This is a genomic window from Marivirga sericea (assembly GCF_900177665.1).
GTDB lineage: Bacteria > Bacteroidota > Bacteroidia > Cytophagales > Cyclobacteriaceae > Marivirga > Marivirga sericea.
The window spans coordinates 465950-482647 of record NZ_FXAW01000001.1 but is presented as its reverse complement, the minus strand read 5'-3'; the positions used below and the strand labels follow the sequence as shown (position 1 = coordinate 482647).

At 35.0% G+C, this 16698-nt stretch carries 8 protein-coding genes; 2 read left to right on the top strand and 6 right to left on the bottom strand.

Annotated features, from left to right (window positions below; translation table 11 throughout):
- Window positions 1-2: 2 nt before the first annotated feature.
- The 5 genes from B9Y84_RS01885 to B9Y84_RS01865 all read right to left on the bottom strand — a co-directional run bounded on the left by B9Y84_RS01885 (window position 3) and on the right by B9Y84_RS01865 (window position 12269).
- The gene (locus B9Y84_RS01885; protein ID WP_085515398.1) at window positions 3-749 is read right to left on the bottom strand and encodes a polysaccharide biosynthesis/export family protein; all 747 of its coding nucleotides are present in this window, start codon (window positions 747-749) and stop codon (window positions 3-5) included.
- A gap of 1 nt (window position 750) precedes the next feature.
- Complete coding sequence (locus B9Y84_RS01880) at window positions 751-1185, bottom strand: response regulator (protein ID WP_085515397.1); 435 nt, start codon at window positions 1183-1185, stop codon at window positions 751-753.
- Window positions 1186-1351: 166 nt separating this feature from the next.
- Window positions 1352-5971, bottom strand: coding sequence for an FG-GAP-like repeat-containing protein (locus tag B9Y84_RS01875; protein WP_085515396.1), 4620 nt, complete (start codon window positions 5969-5971; stop codon window positions 1352-1354).
- Window positions 5972-6092: 121 nt separating this feature from the next.
- On the bottom strand, window positions 6093-10904 hold the full coding sequence (locus tag B9Y84_RS01870; RefSeq protein ID WP_085515395.1) for a PAS domain S-box protein: 4812 nt from the start codon (window positions 10902-10904) through the stop codon (window positions 6093-6095).
- A gap of 12 nt (window positions 10905-10916) precedes the next feature.
- A complete protein-coding gene (locus B9Y84_RS01865; protein WP_085515394.1) occupies window positions 10917-12269 on the bottom strand; it encodes a sigma-54-dependent transcriptional regulator in 1353 nt (450 codons plus the stop codon).
- Window positions 12270-12480: 211 nt separating this feature from the next.
- Between B9Y84_RS01865 and pth the strand changes: the two genes are divergently transcribed.
- On the top strand, window positions 12481-13041 hold the full coding sequence (gene pth / locus B9Y84_RS01860) for an aminoacyl-tRNA hydrolase (protein ID WP_085515393.1): 561 nt from the start codon (window positions 12481-12483) through the stop codon (window positions 13039-13041).
- A 103-nt stretch (window positions 13042-13144) separates the two neighbouring features.
- Here pth and B9Y84_RS01855 read toward each other — a convergent pair whose 3' ends face one another.
- Window positions 13145-15964, bottom strand: a complete 2820-nt coding sequence (locus B9Y84_RS01855) for a M16 family metallopeptidase (RefSeq protein ID WP_245830801.1) — start codon at window positions 15962-15964, stop codon at window positions 13145-13147.
- A gap of 141 nt (window positions 15965-16105) precedes the next feature.
- Here B9Y84_RS01855 and B9Y84_RS01850 point away from each other — a divergent pair, with 141 nt between their 5' ends.
- Entirely contained in the window at window positions 16106-16675 is a 570-nt protein-coding gene (locus tag B9Y84_RS01850; RefSeq protein ID WP_085515391.1) for a M48 family metalloprotease, read from the top strand.
- Window positions 16676-16698: the final 23 nt, after the last annotated feature.

The window sequence follows — 16698 nt, the reverse complement described above, 5'->3', positions numbered from 1 at the left end:
AGTTAAAATAAGCCTATAAAAATGGCCGCGGCTGTCATAGTCGATGTAAATGGAATGATTACCGACACCCTTCTATCAAACTCCTTATACTTCTTTGAAGGAATGATCACGACATCTCCCGGTAAAAGTGGTGTATCCGTTAGCGGTGATCGGCTAGCATCTGTTAGATCAAGAGTAGCAACTGCAACATCTTGACCTTTCTGTCTTAAAACCTTCACGTATTTCAAGTTAGCATAGGAATCAAAGCCATTGCACTTCGCTATTATTTCGAAAAACTCATTTCGCTCTTTATCTATTGATATGGTCCCAGGACTTTTTACTTCTCCTAAAACTGTGATCTCTCGATTTAGTACTTTGACATCTACCACAGGTTCACGAATCCATTCACTGTATCGGACTGTTAATTCGTTTTTCAATTCTATTAGCGTTTTCCCTTCTACTTTATAATCCCCAATCTTGGGTAAAGGAACTTCGCCATTGTAATCAACCATTAACCATTTCCCATATACTTCATTTGAATTATATATTCCGTAAGTTGATCCAACACTTAATTCATCTTGCCCCCATAAACTAATGGTAAGCTTATCGTCTTTCCGTATTCTATACTGATAGTCATCTGATAGAAGAAAAGCACTATCCAGTCTTTGCTCTTCTGGCAGTCCCGTCATATAAATATTTTGAGTCTTGCAAGAAGAGAAACTGACAACCGATATTACTCCTAAAAGATATGAGAGAAATCTAAACTTCATATTAAGATACTTTGAACATTCGTTGGATAACAGTTGGTTTTCGCTTCTCAATTAATTGCTTCACCTCCACTATTTTTTTCAAAACTGACTCTACTTGATTCATTGTATCATCTGACTTTTGGATATAATCAAAAGCACCATGCTTTAAAGAGTCGACTGCCGGTTTAATATCTTTTTGTGCAGATACTAAAATCACAAATATGTCAGGATCGTAACGCTTAATCTTCTTTAAGACTTCATAACCAGTTAGGTTATCCATATTGTAATCTAGAAATATCACTTCAGGATTTTCGTGTAAGTGATTTAGACATTCTGCTCCATTGCTAAAGGTATCAATCTCTGTTATTCCTAAATTTTGAAAACTTTGCTCCAAAAGCATTAAGAAGAATGGATCATCATCTACTAAAAACATTTTGAACTTTTCGAACTCTTTCATAATCTTATTATTTTATATGTATAATACTTATACAAAATCAATCCAAAAATCTTACACATTGATTTTCAGTGCTTTACAATTATTTAATCTTGGTATATGTCCAAAAAAAAGAGAGGAATTCCAATATTTGGAAAACCTCTCCATATTCAACCAAAACTACTATGAGTTATCTTTTGATAAATCGGGCATTAAATCTCTGCCCTGATTCATCCAATATTTCTATCATGTACAAGCCATTCTTCAAGCCCGTAATCGATACTTGAAGCCGATCTTCTTTCAGATTGCTTTTCTCCATCACCATGGTACCGGATAGATCTCTTATACTGTAATATGCAATCGCAGGAAGATTTTCAACAGTGAAATAGTTTTTATGAGTGTTCACTTTAATCTGATCAATGCTAGGATTCGGGTAAACACTTAATTTCACCTGGTCAGAATCTAATTGAAACTTTATCGAGTGTTGAATTCTATTAGTTTGTATAGCATCTTCATAATCAAAGACGATATCAGCATCAGTTTCTATCTGTTCACCTCCCTGCAAATCATATTTTGGCTTTATTCTAAATTTAAAGAAGCCATGACTCTCCAGTTCATTAACCTCAGTTGACGGAAGCATAATATGATCATAAAACACTTCTAAATTCCTATCTTGTGTTAGTGTGATATCCGCTTCATGACTACTTGCAATAAATTCGAAAGTACTAAGATCTAACTCTTGATCTAAGCTTGATTGTAGTCTCACAAAAGTGGCAAAATAACTCCCAACATTTTGAAATCGGATAGTAAAAGTAAGCCACTGCTCTTTGGAAATCCATCCTTTATCGCCATATCCTTTAGGACTTACTAATAAATCATTAGGATCAATAGCTCCTACTATTTCAATATCCTCCTGGACTGTATTATTGGTCAAATCAAGATCTAAGCCTACCGCCGACACTTCACTTGAAAAGTTAACAAAATCGCCTGTTCTTAGATTTAAACCTACGCTGTCCTCTATCTGCATTGTATACACATCTCCAGCACCTAAATCTCCTAGATTTACGCTATACACACTGGTCTCTGGTATTTGTAAAGTTTCACTTGAGTTTTTTATCACGATATCACTAGGGTAAGTCATTAGCAACTCTACATTCTCGGCCGCTACACTCCCTTTATTTCTGACTTGCACTACAGTATTATTAGAAAAGCCTCTTCGCAATGGCGTTCTTACAATTTCTAAGTCCAAATCAAATCCCAAGGTCACAACGGATAAGGGAACCGCTATAGCATCGCTTAAAACCGCTCCACTTACTGTAAAACTAATCGGAACCGTTTGTTGATAAAGTGTGCTATTTTCGATAGCTATTTCGTACTCTCCTGCAGGCAGACTAGTTTGAATTTTTCCGTTTGCATTAGTTCTTATTATTCTTCCGATCGGATTGATAGATAGGTTTATATTTTTGATCCTCTCCTCATTGATATTTAACAAACCATCGTTATTTGAATCATTAAACACAACAAATATAATCCTGTTTGCATCGGGTTCTTCTACCACATGTAATGTATCCAGAAGTGGTGAAACGATGTTTTGAACTAATCCTGAAGGCCATACTATCTGCACCGAATCTGCCTGCGAATTATTTCCTAATCCGAAAGTTTGAGTTAAACTATGCTGGCTGCCAAAGCCGCTGATCGGTTGTACTTGTTGCATTTGCCATTGTCCGCCTGATTTGACTTTAACTACGGCTCCAATCCCCTTCTTATTACTTTTATTACCGACTAGTTTTATTTGAATCCAGTGGTTGGAATTGTTTTGATTACAGAATAACCTATTCGCTTGATTTCCATGGGTAGAAATGAAAAAGTCTGCAGCACCATCATTGTTGTAATCAGAAGTGGCTACTCCGTAAGCATTTCCAATATCACCACTAATAGTCTCGTCAACATTTTGATAGAAATCGCCAGTTCCATCGTTGATGTAAAGGAAATTTCTCCCCTGATCGTTGTTAACTAATAAATCTAAGTCTCCGTCATTCTCAACGTCTTTCCATATAGCGCCATGGCTATGTCCTTTCTGATTTGATAGTAAGCTTTGTGAATCTCTCGTGAAGGTGTCATCTCCGTTATTGAGATAAAGGTCATTGAATTGATCAGAAGAATTGGTAACAAATAAATCAAAATCTCCGTCACGATCGAAATCACCCCAACTCGCACCGACAGAGTTCTTCAATTCATTTTCTAATCCTGACTCAGATACTTTTTCGAAAGTAAAATTGCCAAGATTTTTGAATAAACTGTTGGCCTCATTGTTTCCATTTGGAATAAAAACATCTACTAATCCATCATTATTATAGTCTGCTAAAACAGGCGCAGTTGCTCTTGCAGAAACCGTTGCAATAGCGTTATCATTCAATAGGGTAAAAGACATATCGCCATTATTGCGATATAACTGATGAAATTCTGTTTGAAAGAAATTGGTAATCAATAAATCTAAAAATCCATCATTATCAAAGTCTGCAAAACTTGCGCCATGAAAATACTTAGGATGAACATAAATACCTGAATTAGTCAATGGCTCAAAATTACCATTGCCGTAATTCAAGTAAAGCATACTACCTTTTTCAGTAGCATTGACTACAAATGGATCTGGATAGCCATCGTTATTAATATCGCCCCAAACTGTAGTGACGGTCTTTGCTTTCTCATTAAAAAACTGACCAGTTCCCTGAAACTCACTCAAAACTCCGTCAACATTTTGGTACAAATAATTGACCTGATCAGTTGATTTAGAATTCACCCATAGATCATCCCAACCATCATTATTAAAATCAACCCATGAACTATTCCAAGTATCCCACAGTTTATTTTCAATTTCTGCCACACTGCAAGTATTGAAAACTAAAGCGGATGTGTTAGAAGTTTCATTTTCGATACCCTGGGATACGACACTTTCTTGCACATAGCCGTCAATTTCTCCCGAAACTACTGTTTCAACACTTATCACCGTATTATCTTCAATGGGTGTTCCATCATTGTATGAAGTAGATAAAACAATCTCAGTATTCACCTCATACTTATCCTGCGTAGTTATATCTGGTACGCTGTCGAAGGTTATAGTAGTGTTTTCATTAGTCCTAACTATATCCCCTTCAACAGATACTTGAGTAGTAGTATTAGTTAAAGAACTTCTAACCGCTGTGGCACCAGAGCTAATTACTACTTTCACATCAGGATTCTGCACTGTTACGGATGGATCTAATATTATTTCAGAAACAAGAACAGAAGTATCTCCTGGAATTGCTGTACTTGTATTAGAAACTATGCTTTGATCAAAAGCTGGCTTTAAAGAAGACCCAAAATACGTCATCCAGTTGTCATTGAAATTTGTATTGAGCACGGATATATTCTGATCTGAATTGATTAACAAATAAGGTCGGTCTGAACCACTATTGTATCCGGTCCCATTATAGATTGACTTCCATTCTGCTTCACTTATTTTAATATCTGCATATCGGGCTGAATCAACTGAAACTGATTTAGAAAACAGTTCACCTCCTGTTTTAGCATCCACTACAGAAACTGTAGCATTTGTATTACCAGCGAAAATAAATAAATGTGAAAAACTACCTCCAAAGGTATTTCCTGTAAATGGATCTCTAACATTTTTTTGGTTTCCTGGAGGTGCGATGTAGGCCAAAAACTCTTTACCTGAAGAGGAGCCGTTTGAAGAACTCATCATACTGGCCATATCCGAGGTTCCAATACTTCCCGTTTCCATCCAGTTTGCTTCGAAAACTGAAATGGATTTCCCTTCGGTACATTTAACTCTAAAAACAGTAGCAAAAGTACTATTATCGTTTTCCTTCCCCACCCAATCTGCTGTCCCAAATTTTGAAATATTCCAGCTACCCATGCTAATCCAACTACCTTTATCAAATCTGTCGAATTGAACCTCATTATTATCATCCCAAGAAACCATTCTTATCTCCTGCTCTCCATTAGCCTGGTACGGAACAGCAAAATAAAACAAATCTCCAGAAGAACTTCCTTGAAAACTTGGCACATAAGCACCTCCATCACGTGAATTACCCCACAAAGCCCCATATTGCAAACTTACCGGCTTATTAGATTCAATCATGTAGGTCTCTCCGGAAGACATTACATCTCGGCCTTCAGTATAATAGTGAATCAGATCTTCCCCGACATTTAATGTCTTTTGAACTACAATTTCTGATTGGTTAACATCAACATTAGTATAACCCGTGCTAAAAGTTGAAGATTGAGAAATTCTGGAAATAGTAATACTCGTATTATCCTCGTACGCAAAAACATTCAAATCTCGGTTTGAGGAGGATATTTTTGGTGCGTACACATAAAATTTTAATCCCACAGATTTTTTATTGATAGCCGCTACAAAATCATGTTGCCAATCACTATCAGTAGACATAGATGCATACACCAATTTCGAACTTTGAATGGTAAAATAGTCTCCATCAGATTTCAATTCGCCACCGGATGCATATTTCGCATCATCATTAATTCCATTATCTTTTATATACAAAATATAGGACTGACCAGCATTCAACCAGCCTTCTACTGTATCATCACTATCTCCATCCATATCATCATCGACAATGGAAAAATAAGTACTATCCTGAATAGCGGTAACGATCAACGCTACGTTTCTTTTGACCGCATCATTGTTGGAAGGAACATAAATGTTAAAGTATGTACTTGGTTCACCAGTAGCTAAACTCTTAACAGTTGTAAGTCCAAGCAACAATAAAAATAGGAAAAATCTTTTCATAGTTCTCTAATTTGGATTTTCACCTCACTGCAAGTGATATACCAATTGAGAAAACCTTTAAAATATAATCCTAGATCGCTTTTGATCTACTATCCATTCCAAATATTAGATCAAATTTCCATTATTTGGAATTATGGCTTTTCAATTCAAGGTCTTTAATAACACGATCTAAAACCGAAAAGAAATTATCTAAGCGAAAAGAGACTTCATCAGGATTTGCATTTTTATCTAACCCCTCAAAAAATTCTATATCATTCGTCACACTGTTAATCTTCATATTTAAGATACTAGGCTTTATTCGATGAACTAGCTTCGCTATTCGGCTGAAATCCTCGCTGTCAAGTGCTTCCCTAATCTCAGATTTGCTTTCTTGAACCGATTGAATGAAGATATTACACATCCTTACTACAAATTCATGATTCCCTCTACTCATATCTTCTATCACCTTAAGACTATATAATGAATCCAAATCAGTCTCTTTAGTTGTTTCAACTTCTTCTACTGAATCAGCTACAATAGATAAATTACTGCTCATTCCAGCTATTTCTATTACCTTTTGTAAAAAGTCTTCTTCCTGATATGGTTTAGAGATGTAATCGTTCATTCCAATACTAAAAGTAAGATCTATTTCTGATTTGAAAGCATTTGCTGAAAGCGCAATAATTGGTGTATTTAATTTCAATTCATTTCTTATGATCTTAGTAGCTTCGATCCCATCCATCACTGGCATTTGAACATCCATAAGGATCAAGTCGAAGGACTGGGCTTTAAGAATATCTATCGCCTCTAATCCGTTAGTGGCTTCCGTTAATTCACAAGGAATGAGTTTTAAGCTATTTGCCGCTACGAGTCTATTAATCTCATTATCTTCAACTAATAATATCTTGATAGGTGCTATGTCTTTGACTTGTGTCGCAGCCCTCTTTTCGACCGGTTTGTAATTACCTTTTGCAGCTTTTTCTAAACGCAAGTGAATATCGACCTTAGTACCCTTCCCCTTTTCACTTGTTATGGCAATATCTCCCCCCATTAATTCAACAAGCTCCTTGGTGATCAACATTCCCAAGCCTGTGCCTCCATATTTTCTACTAATAGAAGCATCTTCTTGTTGGAATTTATCAAATATTCTATTTAGATAATCTCGATCAATACCGATCCCCGTATCAGTCACTTGTAATTCAAGTAACTGATGATTGCTATTATCACTTAGCAGGTTTACGGATAGTGTTATAAGTCCTTCCTTTGTAAATTTAACAGAATTTCCTGCTAGATTTAATAATATTTGTCTTAACCTGAAAGCATCCCCTCTAAAGTATTTATTGACTTCTGGCGCAATTTGAACATCAATCGTATTCAGATTTTCTTTTGCTGGAGACTGCAAAATATCAGCTATATCCTTCATTATAACCGCAATCTCAAAGTCATTAGATTCTAACAGCAACTCTCCAGATTCGATTTTTGATATATCTAAAATATTATTAACAATTTCTAACAAATGTTGGGAAGCCCGTGAAGCTCGATCAATATAAGTGGATTGCTTTTTAGTTAACTCCTCTCTATGGAGTTCACGCATCATGCCGATAATTCCATTTAATGGAGTCCTGATTTCATGACTCATATTGGTTAGGAATGATTCTTTTGCAAGCCCTTCCTGTTCTGCTTGGCTTTTAGCGATCTTTAAGGATTTTATGAAAGTATTTCGTTCCATCACAGAATTCACCCACCTGCTTAATAATCTTATAAATTCAATTTCACTAGAGTAAAACTCTCGTTCTCTTGGCATAACAGAAGAGAAATTAAGAGTTCCTTGCACTTCATCATGGACAATGAAAGGAATTCCTATGTACGATTCTAAATTAAAGCTTTTGTAGCAAGGATGAGACTTATACTCTGATTGCTCCATATTCTTGATTGCAACCAGATCTTTTTCTGCAATAGTAATATCACAATAGGTTTGATCAAGGGAAAACTCCATTCCAGCTTCCAATTGTCCTTCATTGGAATATTGGTGGGTGATAGTGTATTCTCTAGAATCTAAATCAATTTCGCTAATTATCCCTAGCTCCATACCAAGGAACTCAGCACCCAGCTTTAAAGCTTCATTGAGTTGTTCATCAAGACTTAAATGAGCAAGTGAATTGATTTCGTTCAAAGAACGTAAGGCACTTCTTTGTGTTTTCAACTGATTTTCATATCTCTTTCTTTCGCTTATATCCTGAACAGTGGAGAGAATAACTTCTCTATTATTTTGATCTGTAAATATCACCCCATTTAGTAGAACAGGGTAGCGCTGTCCTGACTTTGAAATATACTCCTTTTCATAGGGTCCATACTTTCTAGTTTTTTCTAAGTATGAAAGCTGTTCTTGCTCGTTTTCCGCATACTCTTTTGGAGTTAAATCAAAATAGTCAAGACTTAGAATTTCTTCCCTAGTGTAGCCTGTGGACTTAACTAATGCATCATTTACTTCAATAAAGTCACCTGTTTTGAAATCGTTTAAAGCAATGCCAACAGGATTTAAATCGTAGATAGACTGGAATTTCTCTGCATTGGCTTTTAGCTCATATTCAAGATTCTTAGCTTCTGTAATTTCTTTGGCAGTTCCATATATTCGTTGAGTATCCGTATTCAAATTACTTAAGATCTTTCCAGTCAATTCAATCCATACCCAATGACCCTTTTTGTGTTTCATTCTCACTTGCACCTGGAAAAAGTCCGTTTCACCTTCTAAATGCTTTCGTAAGCTCTCAATTTCTAAAGGAAGGTCTTCCGAGTGAATACAGTTTTCCCATTCGGTCTGAGAAAAAGTTAGATCTTTTTTACTTCTTCCTCCCAGGATATGATTCCATCCTTCTGCCAAAGTTCTTTGCTGTCGGTATATATCTAATTCCCATGTCCCTAGATTGGTACCTCTAATGACATATTCAAGCCTTTGTCTCTCTTCAGCAAGCTTGACCTCACTATTCTTTTCTTCCGTAATATCTAAATGGATACCAATAGATCCGATTATTTCGCCTTTATCGTTATAGTTAGGTGCACCTGAGATTAACCACCATCTCACCTTCCCGTTTTTATCTATTGCCTGTATTTCATAACTGTCGGTTTCTTCACGAAGGCGAGAAAGATTTTTCTTTCTCATAACCTTGGCTAAATCTTTCGTTAAGAAAATTTTAGAAGCATTTTTACCGAGTAATTCATCTAAACTGTATCCTGAAATACTTTCAAAGCTTTTATTAGCATAGACTATATTTTCCTTTTTATCTACCTCCAATAGTCCCAGGTTCATATTGGAAATAATATTTCTATATTTCTCCTCTTGTAATCTTAATTGGTTTTCTTTCTTTTTCCTTTCAGAGATATCCCGTACGCTGGCTACCACAAAGCCTCGGTCATTCAATTTCAGGTATTTAACACTGACTTCAACAGGAAATTCTTTTCCTGTTTGCTGGTTAATATGAATTCCTTCTGCAGTATAATTCTGCAATTTCTTAAGTTCTTCAACATGCCCTTTCCACTGTTCAATATTTTGAAATCTATTCTCAATATCCAGAATACTGTATTTACCAAAATCGGCAAGATCAATAGATAGATTGTTAGCTGCTTCCTGATTTAAGTAGAAAAGATCTCCATTTTCTAAGGTCACTTGCACTGCATCGGATGAATAATTAATAAGATTTTTAAATAAACTTAGGCTTTCTGTCGCCCTGATTATAGATTTCTCAGCAACCTTCTGACTTGAAATATCCGCTAAATAAACATTGATATAATTTCTATCTTCCGATAAAATAGCACGAACTGAAAAATAGCGTCTGTTCTCAGTGATTTCAAAATTTAATATGGTTGTTTCCTCATCTATATTTGAACATATGTAGTCTATCCAATGTTCAGAAGCAAGATCCTCCAATGAGTTTATGATACTTGGACTTTTGATATGCTCACTTGCTTTATTGCGAAACAATATGTTTCCCGATCGATCCAGTCTTATAACTGGATTGGGGTTAAGACTAGTTAAGCTGGCAACTTCCTGTAATTTTTCCTGATATCTTCCACGCACTATAGCAGACTGAACACTTGTTCCGTAGCTTTTTAAAACCGATAATTCATTTTCTGACCATGAATCTCCATCTTTACAATTTTCAAAAATAATAAAAGCTGCAAATTGATCCTGAATATAAATAGGAAGAAATAAAATTGATGTCCCGTCTTTCTCAAATAGAAAATGAAACCTTTCATCCACCTCTTGCTTATAGAAATAGCGAGGCTCGCCCTCCTTTATTTCTGGCAACACATGGACTAAACCATCTATTGAAATGGGTTCGGACTTAAAAGTTTTTACTCCTTTGTCAAATGACCATTCAAAATGCTTAATAGTACAAATACTAGTCTGATCACTCTGATTTCGATAGAAAGTTATTCGTTGAGGTTTTAGTACATCTCCAATTTCAATTAATGATTCCTGAATTTTTTCTTCAAAACTTCCTTTTTCGTTTAACTTTAAAGAAGCAGTGGCAGTCCCTTTTAAAATAGACTGCATTCTTTTTACACTGTTTTCCTTTGCAACTAGATTATCTATTATCCTGCAATCAAAAATGAAATAGTTTTGCTTATCATCTACAGAGTATACCGACACGTTGAAGTGAATATTAACTAATTTTCCTGCCTTGCTTTGAAATAATGTCCTAAAATTGGAATCAGTACTGAGCAAGTTTTCCTGTTTCAAATTAAAGAATTTTAAGAAAGCATCGTATTCGCTATCTGGAATAATGCTTTTGAGTTTTTTTGGATTAAACCCCAGTTTTTCGATTGCAGAAGGATTAGCGTAGATGATATTCATCTCCAAATCACTCACTAATACCAAATCACTTCCGTTTTCTATTATTGTCTTAAATAATTGATTATTAGAAAACAGATTATCCTTAAATTGACTGTTCATAACTTTTGAAAATTATTCCTCCAGTTTTATATCACCTGCTTTTATTAAATTGTAAATGGTTGACTTTCCAATTGAAAGTTTTTCAGCAACCATTACCACATTCTGATTATATTTATTCAGAAAGTAACTTATAATGTCCGTTTGATATTCCTTCAGAGACTTTTCCTGAAAACTGATAAAATTATCCTTAGCTAATTTATTGAAAGAAATCTCTTTAGGCTGTATCTTGTCTTCATCGCATAATACACAGGCAAGATCTACTATTGCTTTTAACTCTCTTACATTTCCTGGATATTCATAATTATAAAGCTTCTGCTTAGCATCCTCAGAAAATGTAATCTTTCCAGCTTTATTAGTCTTACAATAATCTTGAACAAAATTATTGGCCAGCAGTAAAATGTCATTGCCTCGTTCTCTCAAGGGAGGTAGTTCTATGGGCAAACCTATTATTCGATAATACAAATCCTCTCGAAATCGTCCCTCTTGCACCTCTTTTGCCAAATCTTTATGTGTGGCTGTTATCAACCTTGCATCAAATATAGTAGATTTATTAGAGCCTATTGGAACCACTTCTCGCTCCTGCAAGGCTCTAAGGAGTTTGGTCTGTATACTTAAATCCAGCTCAGCAATTTCATCTAAAAATAAAGTACCACCATTAGCCGCAAGAAATTTCCCCGTTTTCTGAGAAGTAGCACCCGTAAAAGCTCCTTTTTCATGTCCGAACAATTCGCTCTCTACTAGCTCTGGAGGAATAGCAGCCATATTAACCGCAATTAAAGGCTTCCTCTTTCTATCGCTATTAAAATGAATAGCTTTTGCTACAAGTTCTTTACCTGTTCCCGTTTCACCTGTCACGGAAACATTGATATTTGACTTGATTGCTTTTTCTAATGTTTTAAATACTTTCAGTATTGGCTGACTTTGACCAATTATAGAATTTGAAAAATCAAATTTCTCTTCCAGTTGATCCTTTAATTCTTCTACTTCTTGTTTTAAGATAGTATTCTCTCTGGCGTTGATCACCGCTTGCCATAAATTTTCTTTCGTATGATCATTCTTTATGATATAGTCACGAGCTCCTATCTTAAGTAGAGATACAGCAACTTCTATATCCTCCTGACCACTGATAATGATTACAGGTAAATTAACATTCTCCTGCTTGAGTCGCTTCAACAAAACTTCGCCATTCATATCAGGCAAACCAAAATCAATACATACCAAATCAGGTTTCCGATATAAGTTACTGAGTACTTCACGACCATTATCAAATAGTGTAATTTCATATTCGGGATTCATTTCTAAATGATATTTCAACATTTCCCCGTACCAAGGGTCATCCTCTACAATAAAGATTTTGTAATTCATTCTCAGCAGTTCGTTAAATTTCTATTTAATCTCAAAAGATAAAAACAATCCTGTAAACTAATGATCATATGTAATAATTTCATCAACTATTTAGAAAGTTCATTTTTTAACATCTCAAGATAAATTTAGATTCCTTTTCTCTATGACCATTTTTTAAAATGAAAAACTGTAATTTCGCTCCCCGAAAGAATTTTAATTCAAAATACCTCAAATGAAATATCTTATAGTAGGATTAGGCAATATTGGACCAGAATATGAAATTACTCGTCACAACATAGGCTTCTTGACATTAGACCGTCTGGCTGATCTGCAGAAAGTGGAGTTTGAAACCTTAAAACTCGCCATGAAATCCGAGTTTAAATATAAAGGCAGACAAATCCACTTAATTAAGCCTACTACTTATATGAACCTTTCTGGAAAGGCTGTCAATTATTGGATGCAAGAATTAAAAATCCCCAAAGAGAATGTCTTAGTTATCACTGATGATATTGCACTTCCTTTTGGAAAATTGAGACTTCGTGCAAAAGGATCATCAGCTGGCCATAATGGCTTGAAAAACATTGAACAACTCACGGGAGGTCAAAATTATGCGCGCTTGAAATTTGGGGTTGGTGATAATTTCCATAAAGGCCAACAAGTGGATTATGTCTTGAGCCCATTCACAAAGCAGGAATTTGAGGAATTACCTTTTGCGATGGATAAAGCTTGCGACATGATCTTAGGATTTTCTACAATAGGAGTAAATATGACCATGAGCCAATTTAATGATTAAAGATATTATTTTCTGCACATAATTTCCCTCCAAAAAAACTTATAAAAAAAGCTGTCCCAAAACTAAATCTGAGACAGCTTTTACTCTATGTATTCAAAATAATCTATTCGGCCGATGCTCCTTCAGGTAATAAAATGGCTTCTACAAACTGATCTTCATTTAAGAACTCATTTGCAGCTACTTTAAGATCTTCAGTAGTTAAGGCTTCGATTTTATCTTCGGTAATCACAAAGTTACCTAAATCATCTTCGTAATAGTAAAAATCATACAGCCTATTCAACCAGTAATCATTTGTCTTTAAATTTTCCTTTAAACTTTTAAGCTGCGCTTCTTTCACTTTAGTTAAATCTTCCTCTTTAACTCCATTCTCTTTAATGTCAGCTAAAATTTCATGCGTAGTTTTTACCAAATCATCCACATTTTCCGGTCCACAAGGAAAAGCTATTCTAAAAGAATAACGACTTTCAGGTAATCTTTGCATACTTCCAGAAGCACCAACTCCATAAACTCCGCTTTTTTCTTCTCTAAGAATATCAATTAGCTCATTAGTAACCAATTCACCAAGGGATTTTAAGTGATAGCTTTTTTGCTTATCATATTCTGTTGCTCCATGATATAAGATAGTAGCATAACTTTTTTGATCCGTTCCTTTAATGATTTCTTCTTTTACAACACCTTTTGGTGGTCTAATTCCCAAATCCACCCAATCATCTTCTCTTTCAACAGTTGGTAAGCTACCCAAATAGGTTTCCAATAATGGTGTGATACCTTCCACAGTAAAATTGCCTACGAAAACAAAAGTGAAATCGCTGGCATCTGCAAATCTTTCTGTGTAAATATCATATGCTTTCTGAAAATCTATTTTATCTAAATCTTCTGCTTTTGGAAATCCACCACCACGAGGATTACCTTGTGATAAAATCATACTCAGCTTATCGCTATAATAGAATTGAGGATTGGACATCAAGTTACCATAAAGCATTTTATTTTTACTTACATATGAACCAAATGCCTCTTCATCCATTCGAGGAGATGTAAAATAAAGATGTGTCAACTGAAACATCTCTTCTAAATCCTGAGGACTTGTTTCAGCTCTAAAACCTTCAGATAAAGATCCTATATATGGACTTACTCTGACAGTTTTTCCCGATAGCATTTTTTGAATTTCAGTATTTGAAAAATCTGAAACACCTGCCTCTGAAATTAGTGAAGTAGCATTAGAAGCGGAGTAATAATCTTCCATCTCATACTGACTATGTCCACCAAAGCTATAAGCTCTCATTTTAACCTCGTCATTCTTAAATTCTGTGGGTTTCAACACAACTTTTACTCCATTACTTAATTCTAGTTCAGTTACTCCTAACTCTTCATGTGAAATTGAATTAGCAACCTTACCTGCTTTCGGTGCTTGAGTCATAAAACCCTCTGCTACTTCTTCTTCTTCGTAGGCTTCGATTTCAGAATTTTCCACCTCATTGATGATTTTCAATATATCATCCTCCGTTGGCATCTCCACTCCTTCTTTTTCAGTACCGGTTAATACTACAACCATATTTTCATCTGTAACCCACTTATCGGCTAACATATTGATCTCAGGTAAAGTGATCGTATTGATCAAATTCTTATAGAAATCATATTCAAATTCAGCTCCAGGGATTGGACTGTTTCTTAAAAAATGCTGGATATATGCACTTGCAAATCTATTCGATTCTGTTTTATCCAACTCTTTTACACTTTTCTCTGCATTATTTAAAAATGTTTTTTTATAGCGATCTAGTTCGGAAGAGGTAAATCCGTGCTCTTTAATTCTTTTATTTTCTTCAGCTAGTACTTCCACTCCTCTTTCAAATCCACCCTCACCTACAATAGCAAATGAAGAATAAGCACTCTTACTTCTTACCATAGGAGAAAAGCTAGTTCCAGCGAATAAGAATGGAGGATTGGCAGACTGACTTAATTCATTTAATCTTTCGCCCAGCATGCCATTATATAAACTGTAGACCAAATCCCTTCTCATATCTGACAAAGATTTCATCACTTCATTGTCATGCTTGTAATAAATCTGGATTTGATTAAAATTAGCTTCTTTATCGGTAACGATGCTAACATAGGTTTCTTCATGTGAAGGAACCTCATACAGTTTTTTCTCCTTAGGCTTTTTAGGATTTTTTAAATCTCCAAAACGTTCTTTGATTTCCTTCTCCATTTCTGCAGGATCTACATCTCCGACAGCAATTACAGCCATTAAATTCGGTCGATACCAATCTTCATAAAAAGAACGTAGCGTCTCATATTTGAAATTTTCTAGTATCTCCTTTTTACCTATAGGTAACCTTTCTGCATATCGAGAATCTTTAAAAAGAACCGGGAAATACTCATCTCTCATTCTCTGACTGGCACCCTGCCCTAATCTCCATTCTTCCAATACAACCCCTCTTTCCTTATCAATCTCATCCTCGGTCATTAATAACCCAGATGCCCAATCTTGCAAAACGGTTAAACCATTATCTAGAGTCTCTTCATCAGTTGGTATTGGTAAAATATACACAGTCTCATCAAAACTTGTGTAAGCATTCAAATCAGCTCCAAATTTAACACCAGCTGATTGTAAATAATCAACTAACTCATTCTTCTTGAAGTTTTCGGTACCGTTAAAGGCCATATGCTCAGTGAAGTGAGCTAAGCCCAATTGTTTATCATTCTCCTGCATGGAACCTGCATTAATGACAAGACGAAACTCAACCTTATCTTCAGGTTTTTCATTCTGTCGGATATAGTAAGTTAAACCATTTTCTAATTGCCCAACTTTCACATTAGGATCCAATGGAATAGGTTTTTGTAAGGCTTTGTTAATTTCTGAAGATTGCGAAAAGGCTGGAATTGTCGAAATGACCAGCATAAAAGCAATCAATAAGTTCTTCATTTTAAGCATAATTTTAAGTTTTTATTTAATTATAAATGCTTAAATTATTATAAAATACGCTCACACACAACTATCTCGTTAGTTTTATTTTGTAATCTTGAACGATAAACAATCAGAATTTACCATCGTTGTATAGTTGGTATGAAAGTAAAGTTTAAAGAAGTTAAAAGTCAAAAAATAAAAGACAGTTTCTTAGAAGCTCTTAAGGCATATGATGATTTACATGTTCACTCGATTACATTATATCAAAAAAGAGTGAAATCTTCTACTATGCAAGCTCAACCTATCATTAATTTATCAAACATATTGAGCGGAGTAAAAAAATACAGAATTAAATTAGGCGTTTTTGTGAGCAGTAGTGACACCCTAAAAGTAGAGGATGTACCACAAGAAGTCATGAAAGGTTGGTTCGCCCATGAATTAGGACATTTGGTCGACTATCTATCTTATTCTAACCTAGGAATGATTAAATACGGGCTAAAATACGTTTTTTCTGATTCCTTTAAAATGAAAGCGGAGCATGAAGCTGATTATATTGCTATTGAAAGGGGTTTTAGAGAAGAAATAATTGCGACTAAAGAATGGTTATTAAATCATGATCTCGTTGATCAAGGTTATAAAAACAAACTCAATAAATACTATTTATCTATTGAACAAGTCGAACTCTGCAATTTAAATGAAATACCTTTTGAACCAATTATTGAAAAATAGACTATAAAAAAAGCTCTCCGATC